Source organism: Sphingomonas sp. PP-CC-3A-396 (assembly GCF_004343105.1).
GTDB lineage: Bacteria > Pseudomonadota > Alphaproteobacteria > Sphingomonadales > Sphingomonadaceae > Sphingomonas.
The window spans coordinates 173,506-193,255 of record NZ_SLYF01000003.1; the positions used below are offsets into that span (position 1 = coordinate 173,506).

Sequence of the window (19,750 nt, forward strand, 5' to 3'; positions counted from 1 at the left end):
GGTAGCAGGGATGCCAAGGTGCGGATCACGATCGCGCACCGATGGGGGAGAGTATGATGTCGGCAGGGTTTTCCACGTTCACGATCGCGCTTCTGCTGCAATCCGCAGCGACGCCGGTAGCGCAACCAGCGCCGCTTTCCGCCGTCGCGCATCCCGAGATCTGGCCGACCGCCAACGCACGGCCGCTACGCGATCCGAAGGTCGAGGCGCGGATCGACGCGATCATGAAACGCATGTCCGTCGAGGACAAGATCGGCCAGCTGATCCAGGTCGACATCGCCAGCATCGAGCCCTCCGACCTGCGCACCTACAAGCTCGGCTCGATCCTCAACGGCGGCAATGCCGGCCCCGGCGGCAACGACCTCGCGCCCCCCGTCGAGTGGCTGAAACTCGCGGACGCCTTCTACGACGCCTCGATGGCCCGCAGCGACGGCCGCCCAGCGATCCCGGTGATCTGGGGCACCGACGCGGTCCACGGCAACAACAACATCCCCGGCGCGACGCTCTTCCCGCACAACATCGGCCTCGGTGCTGCGCGCGACCGCGACCTGATGCGCGAGATCGGCCACGTCACCGCGATCGAGACCGCCGCCGCCGGCATCGACTGGACCTTCGCCCCAACGCTCGCCGTCGTCCGCGACGATCGCTGGGGCCGTACTTACGAGAGTTATTCGGAAGAGCCGACCGTACAGGCGGATTATGCCGGTGCGCTGATCGACGGCATCCAGGGCAAGGTCGGCACCAAGGAGTTCCTCGCCCCCGACCACGTCATCGCGACCACCAAGCATTTCCTCGGCGATGGCGGCACCGGCGGACGCGACCAAGGCGACGCGCTCATCCCGGAGACCACCCTGCGCGACATCCATCTCGGCGGTTACCCCGCGGCGATCGAGGCCGGCACGCAATCGGTGATGGCCAGCTTCTCGAGCTGGAACGGCGCCAAGATGCACGGCAACAAGAGCCTGCTCACCGGTGTGCTCAAGGACCGCCTCCACTTCGACGGCTTCGTAGTCGGCGACTGGAACGGCCACGGCCAGGTCGATGGCTGCTCGAACGAGAGCTGTGCCGCCGCGATCAACGCCGGGCTCGACATGTTCATGTATTCGGGCAGCGGGTGGAAGACGCTCTACGACAACACGCTGAAGCAGGCGCAGTCGGGCGAGATCCCCGCCGCCCGCCTCGACGACGCGGTCCGCCGCATCCTGCGCGTAAAGATCCGCGCCGGCACGTTCGATCGCGGTCGCCCGTCGTCGCGCGCACTTGCCGGCAAGATGAACCTCATCGGTGCCGCCGACCACCGCGCGATCGCCCGCCGTGCAGCACGTGAGTCGATGGTCTTGCTCAAGAACGAGGGCGGCCTGCTCCCGCTGAAACCGTCTGCCAACATCCTCGTTGCGGGCGGCGGTGCGGACAACATCCCGCAACAGGCCGGCGGCTGGTCGCTGACCTGGCAGGGCGGCGGCACCACCAACGCGAACTTCCCCAACGCCGAGACGATCTGGTCGGGCATCAGCGCCGCGGTCAAGGACGCCGGCGGTACCGCGACGCTGTCGGCGGACGGCAGTTTTGCAAAGAAACCCGACGCGGCGATCGTCGTGTTCGGCGAACAGCCCTATGCCGAGTTCAAGGGCGACCGCCCGAACCTCGAATACAGCGCCGAGGACAAGTCCGACCTCGAACTCCTCCGCAAATTGAAGGCCGCAGGCGTGCCGGTCGTCGCGGTTTTCCTGTCGGGCCGCCCGCTTTGGGTGAACGCCGAACTGAACGCCTCCGATGCGTTCGTCGCGGCGTTCCTGCCGGGCAGCGAAGGCGGCGGCGTCGCCGACGTACTGTTCCGCAAGAAGGACGGCAGCGTCGCCAACGACTTCCGCGGCAAACTGAGCTTCTCGTGGCCAAAGCGTCCCGACCAGTATGTCCTCAACCGCTCCGACGCCGGCTACGACCCGCTGTTCGCGTTCGGCTATGGCCTCAGCTACGCCAAGCCGGGCACCGTCCCCAAGCTCGACGAAACCCGCCCTGCCGGCATGGCCGCGTCGTCGAACGGCACGATCTTCGGCAAGGGCCGCGTTCCCGAGGGCTGGTCGCTCACCCTGGTCGAGCAGGACCAGTCGAAGGTTCGCCTGCTCGGCGTCAACGCGACGACCGCAACCAAGCGCCTCACCGCCTCCGCAGTCGATCGCCGTCGCCAGGAGGACGCACGTGCGCTCGTCTGGACCGGTGGCGCTGCGGACGCCCGCGTCGAGGCCTCGGGCCCGCTCGACCTCACGCGCGAGAGCAATGGCGAACTGAGCCTCGTCGTCGACGTCCGCGTCGATCGCGCAGCCAGCGCACCCGTCGGTCTCGGCATGGTCAGCAACGACGGCAAGGCGGTCACCGTCCCGATCGGCAAGACGCTCGCGGCGGGTAAGCCCGGCGACTGGCAACAGGTGATCGTCCCGCTTCAGTGCTTCGCCAAGCGCGGCATCGACATGGCGCACGTCACCGCGCCGTTCGTGATCGCCACCGACGGCAAGCTGGGCCTGTCGATCTCCGACGTGAAGATCGACTCCGCACCCGTGCCGATGGCGAAGTGCGGCGATTGAGCCGGCTCCTGCTCAGTGCGGCGGCCGTCCTGCTGACGACTGCCGCCACGCAAGCCCCGCCCGCACCGATCCGGATCGACCAGACCGGGTTCGAGACGACCGGCCCCAAGCTGGCGGTCCTGCCATCTGCGCAGACGAAACCGCTCGCATGGACGCTGACCGACGCGCGCGGCAAGACCGTCGCGTCGGGGCAGACGATACCCGTCGATCCCGACCCAGCCGCGGGCGAAAGCGTCCACCGGATCGACTTCGGCACGTTCCGGACGCCCGGCACCGGCTATCGCCTCCACGTCGGCGCGGACGCCAGCCACCCGTTCGCGATCGCCGACCGCCCGTTCGCGGCTGTGGCGACCGCGGCGATGGCCTTCTTCTACCAACAGCGCAGCGGCGTCCCCATCCTGCCCGCCTTCGTCGAGCGCAACGACCTCGCCCGCCCCGCCGGCCATGCCCCCGACATCGCCACCTGCTTTGCCGGCATCGACCAGAAGGGCGTCAAATGGCCCGGCTGCGACTACAAGCTCGACGCGACCGGCGGCTGGTACGACGCCGGCGACCACGGCAAATACGTCGTCAACGGCGGCGTCTCGACCTGGACATTGCTCGATCTCCACGAGCGCTTGGCCGTGTTCGGTGACACCAACGCGTTCGCCGACGGTCGCCTCGCGCTGCCCGAACGCGCCAACGGCAAGGACGACCTGCTCGACGAAGCCCGCGTCGAAGTCGCCTTCCTGCTCGCAATGCAGATCGCCGACGATACCAAGCTCGCTATCGCTCCAGACGCGGGCGTCGCAGGCAAGGCGATCACCCGGTTCGAGACGATCGACGCGGGCGGGTTGGTTCATACCAAGATCGCCGACAAGAACTGGACGGGGATACCGACCGCGCCGGCTGATGATCACGAGATTCGGTTCCTGTATCCGCCCTCGACCGCAGCCACGCTCAACATGGTCGGCGTCGCGGCACAATGTGCGCGGATCTGGCGGACGATCGATCCGGCCTTCGCTACCAAGTGCCTCGCCGCAGCCCGACGCGGCTGGGCGGCGGCACTGCGCCACCCCGCCCTCCTCACCAGTTCCGACTTCACCGGTAGCGGTGGTTATGGCGACCCGGATGTCCGTGACGAGTTCACCTTCGCCGCCGCGCAACTCTACGCGACCACCAGCGAAGCGGTTTTCCTCGATCGCCTGCGCAAGGACGGCATCTTCACCGACCCCGGCACGGATATCGGCTGGGGTTCGCTCAGACTGGCCGGCGCACTGACGCTCGCCACCTTGCCCGACACGCTACCCGCGGACGACCGTGCCAAGCTCCGCAGGCGGATCACCGCGCTCGCCGACGGGTTCGTCGCCGAGGGTAAGCGCAGCGGCTACGGCATCCCCTTTGGCGGCACCAACTACCCCTGGGGCTCGAGCAGTTCGATCCTCAACCGCGCGATCGTGCTCGGCGTCGCGTGGCAGATCGACCACAAGCCCGCCTATCGCGACGCGGTGGTATCGAGCCTCGACTATATCCTCGGCCGCAACCCGCTCGACCGGTCCTACGTCACCGGTATCGGCACGCGCCCGATGCAGCACCCGCATCACCGCTTCTGGGCGGCCGCGGCGGACAAGCGCTATCCCGCGCCACCCACCGGAGTCCTCTCCGGCGGCCCCAACTCGGCCGCCGCGAACGAGCCCGGCCCGATGAAAGGCTGTGCACCCCAAACCTGCTGGATCGACGACTATCGTGCCTTCACCGTCAACGAAGTCGCGATCAACTGGAACGCCCCGCTAGTATGGACCGCCGCCTTCCTCGACGCGACGCGAGGGCGCTAGAGCCGTTCTAGCGTTCGCGCGAGGTATCCGCGGATCGCGTCGGTTCGCTCCGGCGACGGGCTCCCAAGCACGCCGCGCATCGCCTCGGGCAAATGCGCGGCCGTAGCCTTCGCCTCATCCCCGAACACATACTGATCGAACCACCCGCGAACCGCCGCGCGCTCGCCCTCGGGCAAGTCACGGATCGCCAGGATCGCGTGGATCAGCGCGGGGAATGGCGAAGCCGCACCCGCTTGCCCCCACCAGTAATTGACCAATACGTTGAACCGCCCGAGCGCCTTGACGTCATGCCACCACATCGACGGAATGAAGATCGCATCGCCCGGCTCCAGCACCGTCACCTGCATCTGCGCACGCGCCTCGGCAAATCGCGGATACCGCTCCAGATCGGGCGCTTCGAGATCGACAAGGCTGACCGGCTGTCCGGCGATCGTGACATCGAGCGGCCCGACATACAGGTTGGGCCCCTGCTCGGGCGGAAACAGGCAGAACCGCCGCCGCCCCGCGACGACAACCGCGACGTTGCTCGACACGTCGTAATGCGTCGAGACCCGACTCTCGTTACCAATCCAAACCCGCGGCACCGCATCGGGAGTCGGCAGCGGCAACACGTTCGCCTCCGCCCAGCCCGGCAGGAATTCCCCCGCCGCGGCTGCTCCGGCATAGATGGCCGGCGCACCCGGCACCCCCTGCAACGCGATCAACTGATCGACCAGTGTCGGGATCGGCGCCTTGGCGCGCTCGAAATTGAAGCCGCTCAGGTCGTCATTGTAGAAGAACCGCCCGCGCACGTCGCTTTGCGCGACCATGACGTCGGCGGAGCGCCCGCCATCGAACGACACGATATGCTCGCCGATCGCGCGATCGGATTGACGCGCGGCGCGGACGGCAGGCCAGTCCGCCGCCAGTCCGCGCATCACCACCGGGCGATAGCCGTGCGCGACTTCGGCTTCGAACCGCGCCGCGTCGATCGCACCGGTTTCGGCAACCGGGAGGCCAAGGATCTCACTCATCGCGTGCGTGTAATCCCTGGCCTCGTATCCCGCTACCTCAGAAGGTCATGCGCGCCGACAGCGTGTACGACCGGTCGTTCTTGAAGAAGCTCCGCGGCGCTTCGAGCCCTGCACCGTTCAGCAGGAAGTTGGTCTTGGTCGTCTCGTCGAGCAGGTTCGACGCGGTCACGCCCAGCTTGAAATGCTCGTTCACCGTCACGAACGCCGAGGCATCGAGCTGTCCGGTCGGCAATGCGTAGACCGGCAGGAACGGGAAGCAGCAATCGCGGTTGGTCAGCAGGAACTTCGAGCGCCAGCTATACGCGACGCGGGCATAGAACGGACCCTTGTCGTAGAAGCCGGCGACGTTGACGGTATGCTTCGACAGGCCCTGAAGCGGGAGGTTGTCGTACAGACCGGCGACGTCCTGCGGTGGACGGCTGCCATCCGCAGCGCCGTTGGCGGGCACCGGGTTGGGGATCTTGCCCGCCTTCACATAGGTGTAGTTGGCTTGCAGGCCGAGACCGCTGAGCGCACCCGGCAGGAAGTCGAAGGTCTGCTGGTACGCGATTTCCGCACCCTTGATCCGCGACTTGCCGTCGACATTGGCGGGGCCGTTGACCTGCACGTCGAACGTCTGGCCGTTGTTGGTCAGCGTGCGCGTGTAGCCCAGATTGTCGACGATGATGTTCGACAGCGTCTTGTGGAACACCGTCGCGGTCAGCGAGCCGACCTTGGAGAAATACCACTCGCTGGTCAGATCGAATTGCAACGCCTCGACCGGCCGCAGATACGGGTTCCGCGACGTCGCCGAGAACTGGTAGTTGCCCGCGGTGTTACCCGACGACACACCGACGCCGACGAAGTTGCGCAGATCGCCAAAGTTCGGACGCGAGATCGCCTTCGATCCGGCGGCGCGGAACAGCAAGGTCGGCGTGACCTGCAGCTTCACGTTGGCGCTCGGCAGCCAGAAGTTGAACTTTTGCTTGGCGACATCCGGGATCGATCCGGAGTTCGCATAGGCGAGGATCGCCGCCTGCTGGGCTGCGGGCACGGTGCAGATCGCGTTGATCGTCCCCGACGCCGGCGGCTTGTCACGCTGCGACTGGCAGAACCCGGCGAGCGTCTGGGGATACGCTCCACCGGTCGGGGTCGCCGGCAGGTTGGACGCATCGAAGATGCTGCTCTGGTTCGGGAACGTAATCGCGCCGTTCGAGCTGTCCTTGGTATTGACGAAGCGCACGCCGACGTTGCCGGTCAGGCTCATGCCGTTGCCGAAATCCTCAACGCCGAAATCGGCGCGGACATAGGCGGACTTGGTCTGCTCGCGGTTACGATAGAGTTCGCTGTTCAGGTACGCGCCATCGTTCAGCGGGCTGCCATCGCCGTTCTTGCGATCTTCGAGCGCGGTATACCCGCCGCCGCCCAGGGTCGTGATCTTGCGCAGCAGATCGGTGAAAGCGTCGTGATCGCGCAAAATGTCTTCGGCGACGAAGGTCGCGCTGGGCGGCGTGTTGGTCTGACCACGGAAGAAGTTCGTGAAGTTGTGCAGGCTCTGCTCGTTCTGACCAAGTGCGGCATAGCTTACCGGCCCCTTTGCCGACCACGTCTCGGACAGATAGCCCCAATTGTTGTAATCCGCCGACCGCACGAGCTGCTTGCGATCCGCATACCGGCCGCCGACGCGGACGTTGCGCAGGAACGCGGTGTCGCTGACGTCGAACTGCGCATCGCCGCGGAAGGCCCATTCGTGGCCATCGTTATCCTGGCGACCGTTGAAGGCGTCGCGGAAATAGATCGAGTTGGGGTTGGCGAAATAGCTGGTCGTATCGAAGCCCGGTGTGATCGACGTGATCTGCGGGATGCTGCCGCGCAGGTCGATCGCGGTCTGGCTGAACGTCGCGGTGTCGAGGATGTCGTCGCGAACCTTGACCTTCGAAGTGGCGTATTGCCCGTCGAAATTCAGGTGGAGGCGCTCGATCGGCTCGAACTTGATGTTGAGCGACTGATCCTGCGAGATCGACTTCGAGAAGAAGTGACGGTTGGATTCGGTCGTGAACACGCCGTTCGGCGAAAACTGGCTCAGCACGCCGTACCCGTTCGGGCCGTTGCCCTGCACCGCGCCGGTTCGCTTGCCGAGCGTGCCGCTCGTGAAGACGCCGTTGTCGTCGTAGGTGAAGTCCGAGCCACCGACCGGGAACACCGTGTTGGCATCGCCGTAATAGACGTTGGGCTCGACGGTGTGCTCGAGCCAGTCGTCGGTCGATTCGGCGCGGACGAACTGTGCGGTCACCAGCAGGTTGCCCGACGCGGTCTCATATTGCGCGGCGCCCGAATAGCCGATGCGTGTGCGGTCGAAATCCTGCGAGCGCGAACCGGCACCCAGCGGTGCGTATACGACGTCGCGACCGGCCGGCAGCGGGAAGGTATCGAACAGCGTCGACTGGTACGGCGTGCCCGCGTTCAGCACGCGGCCTTCGCCGGCATCCTGGACGCCATTGCCGTTCTTGTCGTCGTTGTAGCGCGGCAGCATCGACGAGATGAACACCGAGTCCGAGCGGCTGTAGAGCTTCTGGTAGGTGCCGCTGGCGAGGATACCGAACCGGCCTGCGCTGCCCAGGTCGAACTGCTTCGAGACGAGCCCGACGAACTGCGGCGCGCCGCGCTTCTCGAGATCGCCGAGGTTCATGCCCGCTGAGAGGAACAGCAGGTCCTTCTTCGAATCGAACGGCTTGCGCGTGTTGATGTTGACGGTACCGGCGATGCCGCCCTCGACCAGATCGGCGGTCAGGTTCTTGAAGACCTCGACCGAGCCGACGATTTCCGCCGGAATGTCGTTGAAGCCGATCTCGCGACCGCCGCCCGCTGCAAACGCGTCACGGCCGTTGAACTCGCCGCGGACATAGCTGAGGCCGCGGATGACGACGCCCGAACCCTGTGCGGAATAATGCGCCGAGTCGCTGGGGGCGGCGAAGCGGCTGATCGAGACGCCGGGAACGCGCTGCAACGCTTCGTTGACCGACCGATCGGGAAGCGCACCGATGTCTTCCGCGGTGATCGCGTCGACGACGGTGTCCGAATTACGCTTGATGTTCTGCGCGTTGGCCAGGCTCTGGCGAATGCCGGTGACGACGATCTCGCCGCGGTCGGTGTCCGGGGTCGGATTACCGGCGTCCTGCGATGCGCCCGAAGTGCCGGTGGTGTTGCTAGCCGAACCCGGGGCCGTGCCCGCGGTAGCCGAATCGAGGCTTGCCGAACCCGACGTCGTGCTTGCGACGCCCGAACCGGCCGGCGCCGGCACTGCCTGCGGATCAGCTGCGGCAGGATCGGCGACCTGCGCGAAGGCCGAAGGTGCCATGACGGCGATGGCGAGAACCGAAACGCTTGCGCCAATAAGACGCGACGCGCGAGCTATCGCCCGCGATGATGCAACACCAGCCATGATAAACCCCTAAGCATCCTTCAGCGCGATCGCCGCCGCTCTTCGAGCAGACGATCTAATCGCACATCTCCAGATCGACGAACGTCCTTCGCTCGCCTTACCAAGGTGTTAGGCAGCAAAATTACGGATCACAAGACGAATAAGACAATTTGAAAGACAGATGTGTCAGACGTTGCCGAGGTGTTGCCAAAGTGTAACAGGCTCGGAACGGCCCTACTGATAAGAGGCTGTCGGAAGAGACTGTGCAAACGGTGCTGGCGAGAGGATGAAGGCGGGGATGGAGACGGGCGGAACGCGGATTGTCGTGGTCGGTGGCGGAACGGCGGGATGGATGACGGCCGCAGCGTTGGTCAGGCTGTTGCCGACAGCGTGTAGCGTCCATCTGATCGAGTCGGCAGAGATCGGCATCGTCGGCGTCGGCGAAGCGACGCTGCCCCATATCCGCGCCTTCGTGGAGCGACTGGGTCTCGACGAGGCCGACTTCATGCGGGCTACGCATGCGACCTTCAAACTGGGAATCGACTTCCGCGACTTCGGCGCGATCGGCGACAGTTATATCCACCCGTTCGGCACGTTCGGCCGACCGCTCGACGATGTCGGCTTCCACCATTACTGGCTCCGGCTCGCGGCGGAGGGACGCGCAGGGCCAATCGGCGACTATTCGGTCGCGGTCGCCGCTGCGAAGGCGCACCGCTTCGCCATTCCCGATGGCCCGGCGGACGATCTCGCGGCGAGCTTCGGCTATGCCTATCAGTTCGATGCGACCTTGTTCGGCCCCTATCTCCGCCGCTTTGCCGAAGCGCACGGCGCACGCCGGACCGAAGCGCGGATCGTGTCGGTCGACCAGGATCCGGTGAGCGGCGACGTCCGTGCGGTCCGCCTCGACAATGGGGAGACGGTCGAGGGCGACCTGTTCGTCGATTGCTCGGGCTTCCGCAGCCTGTTGCTCGGCAATGCGATGGCCGAGCCGTGGGAGGACTGGTCGCGCTGGCTGCCGTGCGACCGCGCGGTCGCGATGCCGTGCACCTCGCCCGAGGGACCGATCGAACCCTATACGAGAGCGACCGCGAAACCGGCCGGATGGCAGTGGCGGATCCCGCTCCAGCACCGCGTCGGCAACGGCTATGTCTATTCCAGCGCGCATATTGCGGATCAGGCCGCTGCCGATGCGCTGGTCGCGTCGGTCGAGGGCACGCCGCTCGCCGACCCGCGCTTCCTCAAATTTCGCGCCGGTCGTCGCAGCAACAGCTGGGTCGGCAACGTCGTCGCGATCGGCCTCGCCTCGGGCTTCCTCGAACCGCTCGAATCGACCAGCATCTACCTCGCGCAGATGGCGATCACGCAGCTGATCGAACTGTTTCCGCAGCGCGCCGGATCGGAGGGCATCTCCGCGACCGACCGGACCGAGTTCAACCGGATGGTCGACATGGAATATGACCGCATCCGCGATTTCCTGATCCTGCATTACCACGCCACCACCCGCGACGATTCGGACTTCTGGAACCATGTCCGGACGATGGAGGTGCCCACGACGCTTGCCGACAAGATGGAGCTGTTCCGCCGCGCCGGTCGCGTGACGCAGTATAGCGAGGGGCTGTTCCTCGAACCGAGCTGGATCGCGGTCTATCTCGGGCAAGGCATCATCCCGAAGGCGTGGGACCAGCGTGCCGATCGCCCTGGGCTCGACGGTCTCGACCGCGCGGTCGCCAGCCTGCGCGATCATGTCGCCGCCACCGCGACCGCGATGCCCGACCATGCCGCGTTCATCGCCCGCCGCAACGCGACGATTGCCGCGTGACCAGCCGCACGCCGATCGCGAGCATTGCCGTGCTGGGTGCCGGGGTCGTCGGCCTGTCCGCAGCGATCGCATTCGCGCGCGCGCTGCCGGGGCTGGCGGTGACTCTGATCGAGACCCCGGACGATCCCACTGCGCTGACCGACTGGCTCTCCGGCACGCTGCCGTCGATCACCGCCTTTCACGACCGGATCGGCCTGCGCGAACGCGATCTGCTGGCGGCGGGCGCGACGCACCGGCTCGGCACGCGACTGTCGGACTGGAGCGGAGACGGGGCGCCTGTCGTGCTGGCGCAGGGCGAGCGCGGCGGGGCGATCGCTCCCGGCGCATTCCACCAGCATTGGCTGAATGCACGCCGCGCGGGGAAGACAGCGGCGTTCGATGCCTTCTCGGTGCCCGCGGTCCTCGCCGCCGCAGAGAAATTCGTCCATCCGTCCGACGATCCGAACTCGCCGATCTCGGGCTTCGGCTATGCGCTACGGCTCGATCCGCCCCGCTACCGCGACCTGTTGCGCGCGCTCGCCCGGCATATCGGCATCGTCCCCGTTCCCGGCGCCTTTGCGGGTGTCGAGCGCGGTGAAGACGGCAGGGTCTCCGCGGTGTTGCTGGCAGACGGCCGCCGCTTGGTCGCCGATCTGTATGTCGACTGTTCCGGCCCCGCTGCTCCGTTGCGGTCGGCACTTGATACGCGGTGGGACGATTGGCGGCGCTGGCTTCCGGTCGATCGTCTGTTGCTGGGGACGGCGCCGGTGCAGACCCTGACACCGACCGACGATCTGGTCGCGGTGCCGGCCGGCTGGCGGTTCGCAAGCCGGTTGCGCGACCGTACGCTGGTCGGGCTCGCCTACGCGGCGGACCAGACCTCGGACTCCAGCGCGCGGCGGATTCTGCCGGCCGGCGACACCTTCGTACCGCTCACGCCGGGCGCCCGCCCTGAGCCATGGAAGCACAACGTCCTCGCGTTGGGCGATGCCGCGGTCGTGCTCGATCCGCTTGCCGACGCCAACCTGTACCTCGCCCATGCCGCGATCCTCCGCGCGATCGACCTGCTGCCGGGGCGCGACTGCGCGCCGACCGAGCTCGCCGAATATAATCAGCGCAGTTACCGCCAGGCCGCTCGGGTCCGCGACGTCCAGGCGGCGCATTACCTGCCGACCGGTCGCACGCGCGGTCCGTTCTGGAAGCATGCGTCCCGCCTCCCCCGCCCCGACAGCCTCGCACACACGCTCGAACACTTTGCGCATCGCGGTCGCCTGCCGTTCTACGAGGATGAAAGCTTCGACAAGGACGACTGGCACGGCTTGCTGCTCGGTCTTGGCATCATCCCCCGCATCGCCGATCCGATCGCCTCGGCCAGCCCGCCCGAAACGATCGCCGCGACGCTGAAACGGCTCGCCGAGGCAACCGCCGCGTTGCCGGCGCGCCTGCCCCCCTATCCCCTGTATCTCGCGCAACTGGAGCGTGCACGATGACCGATCCCAACCCTGGCCCCATCCGCAAAGTCGTCATCGTCGGCGGGGGGACCGCCGGCTGGATGGCCGCCGCGGCCGCCGCCCGCTATCTCGACGATGGCCAGCGCCAGGTCGTCCTGATCGAGTCCGACGCGATCGGCACGGTCGGCGTCGGCGAGGCGACGATCCCGCCGATCCTCGGCTTCAACGCGCTGCTCGGGATCGACGAACGCGACTTCCTCCGCGCGACCGGCGCCACCTTCAAGCTCGGCATCGAGTTCGTCGGCTGGGACACCGGCGACGATCGCTATATGCACGCCTTTGGCGGGCATGGCCGCGACATCCAGGGGCTCGCCTTCCACCAGCTCTGGCTGAAACTGCGCGATCGCCCCGGTATCGGCGCGCTCGAGGAATATGCCCCCTCCGCGGTCGCCGCCTATCTGCACAAGTTCGGCCAGCCTGGCGGCCAGCCACCGCTCGCCTACGCCTATCATTTCGACGCCGGGCTCTACGCGGCGTTCCTCCGCCGCCGTGCCGAGGCCGGTGGCGTCACCCGGATCGAAGGGCGGATCACCGGCACCGATCGCGATCCGCGGACCGGCCATGTCCGCGCCGTTCGCCTCGAAGGTGGCCAATCGGTCGACGGCGACCTGTTCATCGACTGTTCCGGCTTCCGCAGCCTGTTGCTCGGCGAAACGATGGGCGTGGCGTTCGAGGACTGGTCGCACTGGCTCCCCTGCGATCGCGCAGTCGCGGTGCCGACCGAACCGAGCACGCCGCTATTGCCCTATACGCGGGCGACCGCGCGCACCGCCGGCTGGCAATGGCGCATCCCGCTCCAGCATCGCACCGGCAATGGCTATGTCTATTCCAGCGCGCACATTTCGGATGACGAGGCGACCGCTACGTTGCTCGCGAACCTCGACTCGAAACCGACCGCCGAGCCGCGCCAGTTGCGGTTCAAGGCGGGGCGTCGGGAAAGGCTGTGGGAGGGCAACGTCGTCGCGCTTGGCCTCGCCGGAGGGTTTCTCGAACCACTTGAATCGACCAGCATCCACCTGATCCAGACCGGTATCTCGAAGCTGTTCGCGCTGTTCCCCGACCGCGGTTTTGCCGATGTCGAACGCGACGAATACAACCGCCTGATGGGTGACGCCTATACCTCGGTCCGCGACTTCATCATCCTGCACTACCACGCCACCCGCCGCGATGATTCCGCGTTCTGGCGGCATGTCCGGACGATGCCGATCCCCGATAGCCTGACGCGCAAGCTCACGCTGTTCCGCAAAAACGCCCGCATCTTCCGCTACGACGATGAACTTTTCGGGATTTCGAGCTGGGTGCAGGTGCTGCTCGGGCAGGATGTCGTCCCGGTCGGTTATGACCCGATCGTCGATGCGCTCGATGCCGACCGCGTTGCGGACGCGGTCCGTCAGATCCGCGGGGCGACGTTGCGCACGGCGCAGGCATTGCCCGGCCATGGCGACTTCGTTGCGGCAAATGGCCGGTTTGAGGGCGTCCCGCCCATGCGGTCCCCAGTTCGAACCTGACGCCCAAAACATTTCGGCCCCGAGGCGCGCCTGAGCGCCTCGGGGCCGATCAGGTTGTCGGTAACGCAGCAGCTCAGCCGTGCAGCGACCGGCGGAACGTCTCCGGCAGGAACACCAACCCGACCAAGGCCGTCACCGCGCAGGCGACGATCGGATACCAGAGCCCGTAATAGATATCCCCGGTCGCCGCGACCATCGCGAACGCCGCGGTCGGCAAGAACCCGCCGAACCAGCCATTGCCGATATGATAGGGCAGCGACATCGATGTGTAGCGGATCCGCGTCGGGAACAGCTCGACCAGCAACGCGGCGATCGGCCCGTAGACCATCGTCACGTACAGCACGAGCAGGACGAGGATCGCGACGACCATCGGCTTGTTGATCTGCGCCGGGTCCGCCTTTTCGGGGTAGCCCACCGCGGTCAGCGCGGTCTTCACCTCGGTCTGGAACGCCTTGATCGCCGCCGCCTTATCAGGCCCAGACACGACCGCCGGGTTGACGACCGGGATGGTCGCGCCACCGATATGGATCTGCGCGACGGTGCCCGCGGGCGCGATCACATTGGCGTACGAAATGCCGGCCTTCGCCAGATAAGCCTTGGCGATGTCGCACGAGCTCTTGTCGAACTTGTTCTTGCCGACCGGGTCGAACTGCACCGAGCATTCGTCGGGATTGGCGACGATGCTCACCGGCGAATTGGCCTGCGCCGCATACAGCGCGGGGTTGGCGGCCTTCGACAGCGCGTGGAACAGCGGCATGTAGGTCAGCGCGGCGAGCGCGCAGCCGGTCAGGATGATGTATTTCCGCCCGATCTTGTCCGACAGCCAGCCGAAGAAGATGAATGCGGGCGTTGCGATCAGCAGCGCGATCGCGATCAGGATGTTGGTGGTCGGCCCGTCGACGCGCAGGTTCTTCTCGAGGAAGAACAGCGCGTAGAACTGGCTGGTGTAGAACACGACGCCCTGCCCGACGACCGCACCGAACAGCGCGATCAGCACGACCTTGAGGTTGCTCCACTGCCCGAACGCTTCGGTCAGCGGGGCCTTCGAGGTCTTGCCCTCGTCCTTCATCTTCTGGAACACCGGGCTCTCTTCGAGCTGCATGCGGATCCAGAGCGATACCGCGAGCAACGCGATCGAGACGATGAACGGGATCCGCCAGCCCCATGCCGCGAATGCCTCTTCGCCAACCAAAGTGCGGACGCCGATGACGATCAGCAGCGCCGCGAACAGCCCGAGCGACGCGGTGGTCTGGATGAAGCTGGTGAACAGCCCGCGCTTCTTGTCGGGCGCATGCTCCGCGACATAGGTCGCAGCCCCGCCATATTCGCCGCCGAGCGCTAGGCCCTGCAACAGCCGCAGCACGACCAGCGCGATCGGCGCGGCGACGCCGACCGAGGCATAGCTGGGCAGCAGACCGACCAGGAAGGTCGACAGGCCCATGATCGCCATCGTCACGAGGAAGGTGTTCTTGCGCCCGACGACATCGCCGATCCGCCCGAACACCAGCGCACCGAACGGCCGCACCGCGAACCCCGCCGCGAACGCCGCCAGCGCGAAGATGAACCCGGTGGTCTCGTTGACGCCCGAGAAGAACTGCGCGGTGATGATCGTCGCGAGCAGGCCGTAGAGGTAGAAATCATACCATTCGAACACCGCCCCCAGCGAGGAAGCGATGATGATCAGCGGCTGGCTCTGCTTCACGTGACCAAGGGGCGATGCGTCCCCGGTTGTAGTCGCCATGGCGGTATCCTCTCAGGTGGTGCGGTGGGGATTCTGCAGCGTTGGGCAGTCAGAACCCGTATTTGAATGCGAATTCGAGGCGATCGAGCGCGCCGGTGTCACCGGAGACGAGTTCGCGCACGGCGTGGCGATATTCCACGCCGATGTCGAAGCCCTTGCCCGGCGACCAGAACAGGTTGCCCGCGCCGCCATAGGACTTGGCGTTCGCCAGCCCCGTGACGATCACGCCTGCAGGATAATTGGCCGACTGGTAGCTGCCCATGAGCGTCGAGTGGATCGCATCGGTCCAGCCGATACGGAACGCTGCGAAGGCCGCGAAATTATCGATCCGCTCGAGCTGGGTCGCGGTGCCGCCGTAGATCGCGTCGGGGACGTATCCCAATCCCAGATAGCGGCCGATGCCCTGCCCGTAGGTCGCCATGAAGCGTAGGTCGTGACGCTTTCCGATCGGGATCTTGCCAGACCCGGAAACGCCCCAGCCGAAAGCGGTATCGCCGCTGCCCAGCGTATCGGTGCGCAGTTCACGCGCGATACCGGCCAGCGCGAAATCTCCGAATGTCGGCTTCCAGTTCACGCGTGCCACCACGTCGGGCAGGCGATCGTCATCCGTGTCGACCAGCGCCGCATTGGCCGGCAGCGCGGTTTCCGTTTCGGGGTTCTCGGCCGCGATCTGCAACGTCAGGCCGGATCGCAACGGGATGGTGTAGCGGACCTGGGCCTGGCGGTTGAACACCGTGCCGTCCAGCGGTCCGACGAAATCCGTCGTCTCCGGCAGCACCGCGATGTTCTGGAAAGTCGACCATTCCTGGCCGACCAACAGGTTGCCATATTCGATGAAGCCGCGGCGGAAGGTGGGCGTGTAGGGATTGGTCGCACGCTGCGCGCCGACCGGCGCCGTCGCGAGCGCGAAATCGAACTCCACCAGCGTCTTGATGTCGGTGCCGTTCATCGGCGTCGACGTGCTGAACTGCAGGCGGGTCTGGCGTGCGGAGAGCAGCAGATCCTGGGTGGAGAACCCGCCGCCGACCGGAATCTGCTGCGGCAGGAAGAACTCCTTGCCCAGCCCGCCGACCGCGGCTTCGCCATCGCTGTAGCGGCTGGCAATGACGTTGAGGCGAACGAAGCCGCCGACCTTGACCGTCGTGTTGCCGACGCGGAAACCGTCGGTCGGTGCCGAATTTGCCGCGACAGGCTTGGCCTGGGCCACGTTGGTCGCGCCGGGCGATCGGCCTGGCGACTCGGATGCCACGCTCATCGACGACGCGGTCATGGGATTGGTGTTCATGGAAGCCGGGTTCATGGGATTGGTGTTCATGGGAGCCGGGTTCATGGCAGTCGGGGCGATCGGCGCCGCAGCGGTCGCGCGCGCCGCATTCAGCTCGCCGCGCAGATCCTGCACGGCGGCTTCGAGCGCCTTCAATCGCGTCTCGAGCTCGATCTCACGTGCCGTCTGCGCCTGCGCCTGCGCCATGCCCGGTACCAGCGCAGTACCCGCCAGCAACGCCGTAAAGGCCAGCCTCGTCTTGAATGCCATCCGTGTCATCCCCGTCTCCGCGCTCTTCCACTGGTCTTACGCGTGGAATTAGCGTCGTCATCATGGCGCATTGCGAACCCCCGTACACCCCTTACTTTGGTTAGGGATGATCGTGCCGACATGACCGCGTACAGCGTGGCAAAAGGAGAGCCAGATGACCGAGCCCAGCTATCCCGTCCCCGCGGAATGGGCGAAGGACGCCCTGATCGACGCCGCCGCCTATGACCGGATGTATGCCGAGGCCGCCACCGATCCCGACGCGTTCTGGGCGAAGGAGGCCAAGCGGCTCGACTGGATCGTCACCCCGACGAAGATCAAGGACACCTCGTTCGACGAGAGCGACTTCCACATCCGCTGGTTCGAGGACGGCCAGCTGAACGTCGCCGCCAACTGCGTCGATCGCCACGCCGACGCGCGCCCCGACGCGACCGCGATCCTGTGGGAGGGCGACGACCCCGCCGACGACCGCAAGATCAGCTATGCCGAACTGCGCGACGAGGTCTCGAAGCTCGGCAATGCGCTGAAGGCGAAGGGCGTCCAGAAGGGCGACCGCGTCACCCTCTACCTGCCGATGATCCCCGAGGCGGCGTTCGCGATGCTCGCCTGCGCGCGGATTGGCGCGATCCACTCGGTGGTGTTCGGCGGTTTCTCGCCCGAGAGCCTGTGCAACCGCATTCACGACTGCGACAGCCGCATCGTCATCACCGCCGACGAAGGTCTGCGTGGCGGCAAAACCGTGCCGTTGAAGGCCAATGTCGACGCCGCGCTCGACCACGGCGATCTCGCGGTCGAGACCGTCATCGTCGTCCGTCGCACCGGCGGCAAGGTGACGATGACCGAAGGCCGCGACTGCTGGTATGCGGAGTGCGTCGAGGGCCAGTCGACCGACTGCGCCCCCGAGCCGATGAACGCCGAAGACCCGCTGTTCATCCTCTACACCAGCGGCTCGACCGGCCAGCCCAAGGGTGTGCTCCACTCGACCGGCGGGTATCTGGTGTGGGCGTCGATGACGCACGAATACGTCTTCAATTACCGGCCCGGCGAGATCTTCTGGTGCGCGGCGGACGTAGGCTGGGTCACCGGCCACACCTATTCGCTGTACGGCGCGCTCGCGAACGGCGCGACCACCGTGATGTTCGAGGGCGTACCCAACTACCCCGATCACAGCCGGTTCTGGCAGATCGTCGATAAGTACCAGGTCAACATCCTCTACACCGCACCGACCGCGCTGCGGTCGCTGATGCGCGAGGGCGACGACTGGGTGACTCGCACCAGCCGCAAGTCGCTGCGCCTGCTTGGCTCGGTCGGCGAACCGATCAATCCCGAGGCGTGGAACTGGTACCACAACGTCGTCGGCGACGGCCGCTGCCCGATCGTCGACACCTGGTGGCAGACCGAAACGGGCGGCCACATGATCTCGCCTTTGCCCGGCGCAACCGCACTCAAGCCCGGCAGCGCGACCAAACCCCTGTTCGGCGTGCTGCCCGAACTGGTCGATGCGGACGGCAAGGTGCTGGAGGGCGCGGTCGAGGGCAATCTCGTCATCGCCGACAGTTGGCCCGGCCAGATGCGCACTGTGTGGAATGATCACGAGCGCTTCTTCCAGACGTATTTCTCGACCTATCCGGGCAAGTATTTCACCGGCGACGGCTGCCGCCGCGACGAGGACGGCTATTACTGGATCACCGGCCGCGTCGACGACGTCATCAACGTCAGCGGCCACCGGATGGGCACCGCCGAAGTCGAGAGCGCGCTCGTCGCGCACTCGAAGGTCGCCGAGGCCGCGGTCGTCGGCATGCCGCACGACGTGAAGGGTCAGGGCATCTACGCGTACGTTACCTTGAACGCGAACGCCGAGCCGAGCGAGGAGCTGCGCAAAGAACTCGTCCAATGGGTCCGCCGCGAGATCGGGCCGATCGCGACTCCCGACATCCTCCAGTTCGCGCCCGCTTTGCCCAAGACGCGGTCGGGCAAGATCATGCGCCGTATCCTGCGGAAGATCGCGGAGAACCAGCTCGACCAGCTCGGCGACACCTCGACGCTCGCCGATCCCGCGGTAGTAGACGCCTTGATCGCCGGCCGCGAGGAGGCCATCCCCGTCCCGGCATGACCCGCACGATCCTCATCGCCGACGATCACCCGCTGTTCCGCCAGGCGCTCAAACTGGCGGTCAGCCGCTCCGCGCCCGACGCGGTGGTGATCGAGGCGGGGCAGCTCTGCGAGGCGGTCGATGCGGTGCGCGGTGCTGAATGTCTCGACCTGATCCTGCTCGACCTGCGCATGCCGGGGTCTGAAGGCTTTGCCGGCGTCGCGCTGCTCCACGCCGAACGCCCCGACACGCCGATCATGGTGATTTCCTCGGCCGACGAAGCCGAAGCGGCGCCCCGTGCGCGGGCGTATGGCGCAATCGGCTTCGTCTCGAAAACCGCCGATCTCGCAACGTTGGAAAACGCCGTAGCCCGAGCCTTGGCCGGCGAACGCGACGCGCCAACCGCAGGCGCACCCGTCGATGACATGGCCACCCGCGTCGCCAGCCTCACCCCCACCGAACTGAAGGTCCTCCTCGGTGTCCTGGCCGGCCGCCTGAACAAGCAAGTCGCGTTCGACCTCGGCATCTCGGAGGGTACGGTGAAGGGCCACATGACCGCGATCCTGCGCAAGCTAGGCGTTCAGAACCGCACGCAAGCCGTACTCGCGGCAAGGGCGATGGACATCCACTTCGCCGACTAGCCGCGCACCGCCTGCCCTTCCTTCAATGTCCTCCTGACGACAGTCAGGACCCAGGATACCACCCGCACCGATCGTGGCTCTGGGTCCTGACTTTCGTCAGGATGACGGCGGGTTGTCGT

General features: G+C 66.4%; 11 protein-coding genes. 7 read left to right on the forward strand and 4 right to left on the reverse strand.

From position 1 onward, the window contains the following. Positions 1-56 precede the first annotated feature (56 nt). Both C8J40_RS07080 and C8J40_RS07085 read left to right on the forward strand, forming a co-directional pair. Positions 57-2,582, forward strand: a complete 2,526-nt coding sequence (locus C8J40_RS07080; RefSeq protein WP_132896403.1) for an exo 1,3/1,4-beta-D-glucan glucohydrolase — start codon at positions 57-59, stop codon at positions 2,580-2,582. Next, a complete protein-coding gene (locus C8J40_RS07085; protein ID WP_243693245.1) occupies positions 2,579-4,396 on the forward strand; it encodes a glycoside hydrolase family 9 protein in 1,818 nt (605 codons plus the stop codon). The genes C8J40_RS07080 and C8J40_RS07085 overlap by 4 nt, the downstream gene beginning before the upstream one ends. Here the strand turns inward: C8J40_RS07085 and C8J40_RS07090 are convergent. Further along, positions 4,393-5,409, reverse strand: coding sequence for a cupin-like domain-containing protein (locus C8J40_RS07090; RefSeq protein ID WP_132896404.1), 1,017 nt, complete (start codon positions 5,407-5,409; stop codon positions 4,393-4,395). The two genes, C8J40_RS07085 and C8J40_RS07090, sit on opposite strands and share 4 nt — an antisense overlap. A gap of 37 nt (positions 5,410-5,446) precedes the next feature. Then, positions 5,447-8,746: a TonB-dependent receptor gene (locus C8J40_RS07095; protein ID WP_165911379.1), complete on the reverse strand. Its 3,300-nt coding sequence runs from the start codon at positions 8,744-8,746 to the stop codon at positions 5,447-5,449. A gap of 361 nt (positions 8,747-9,107) precedes the next feature. Here C8J40_RS07095 and C8J40_RS07100 point away from each other — a divergent pair, with 361 nt between their 5' ends. The 3 genes from C8J40_RS07100 to C8J40_RS07110 are packed head-to-tail and all read left to right on the forward strand — an operon-like array spanning position 9,108 to position 13,626. After that, entirely contained in the window at positions 9,108-10,628 is a 1,521-nt protein-coding gene (locus C8J40_RS07100) for a tryptophan halogenase family protein (RefSeq protein WP_132896406.1), read from the forward strand. After that, positions 10,625-12,097 carry a tryptophan 7-halogenase gene (locus C8J40_RS07105; protein WP_165911380.1) on the forward strand — a complete coding sequence of 491 codons (1,473 nt, stop codon included), beginning with the start codon at positions 10,625-10,627 and terminating at the stop codon, positions 12,095-12,097. The genes C8J40_RS07100 and C8J40_RS07105 overlap by 4 nt, the downstream gene beginning before the upstream one ends. Then, positions 12,094-13,626: a tryptophan halogenase family protein gene (locus C8J40_RS07110; protein ID WP_132896408.1), complete on the forward strand. Its 1,533-nt coding sequence runs from the start codon at positions 12,094-12,096 to the stop codon at positions 13,624-13,626. Before C8J40_RS07105 ends, C8J40_RS07110 begins: the two co-directional genes overlap by 4 nt. A 73-nt stretch (positions 13,627-13,699) precedes the next feature. Here C8J40_RS07110 and C8J40_RS07115 read toward each other — a convergent pair whose 3' ends face one another. Both C8J40_RS07115 and C8J40_RS07120 read right to left on the reverse strand, forming a co-directional pair. Beyond that, complete coding sequence (locus tag C8J40_RS07115; protein ID WP_132896409.1) at positions 13,700-15,367, reverse strand: MFS transporter; 1,668 nt, start codon at positions 15,365-15,367, stop codon at positions 13,700-13,702. A 49-nt stretch (positions 15,368-15,416) separates the two neighbouring features. Further along, complete coding sequence (locus tag C8J40_RS07120) at positions 15,417-16,901, reverse strand: DcaP family trimeric outer membrane transporter (RefSeq protein ID WP_243693246.1); 1,485 nt, start codon at positions 16,899-16,901, stop codon at positions 15,417-15,419. Positions 16,902-17,055: 154 nt separating this feature from the next. Between C8J40_RS07120 and acs the strand changes: the two genes are divergently transcribed. Both acs and C8J40_RS07130 read left to right on the forward strand, forming a co-directional pair. Then, positions 17,056-19,011 (forward strand): acetate--CoA ligase, encoded by a 1,956-nt coding sequence (gene acs, locus C8J40_RS07125; protein ID WP_132896411.1) that lies wholly within the window; start codon positions 17,056-17,058, stop codon positions 19,009-19,011. Then, positions 19,008-19,631, forward strand: coding sequence for a response regulator transcription factor (locus tag C8J40_RS07130; protein WP_132896412.1), 624 nt, complete (start codon positions 19,008-19,010; stop codon positions 19,629-19,631). Before acs ends, C8J40_RS07130 begins: the two co-directional genes overlap by 4 nt. Positions 19,632-19,750 lie beyond the last annotated feature (119 nt).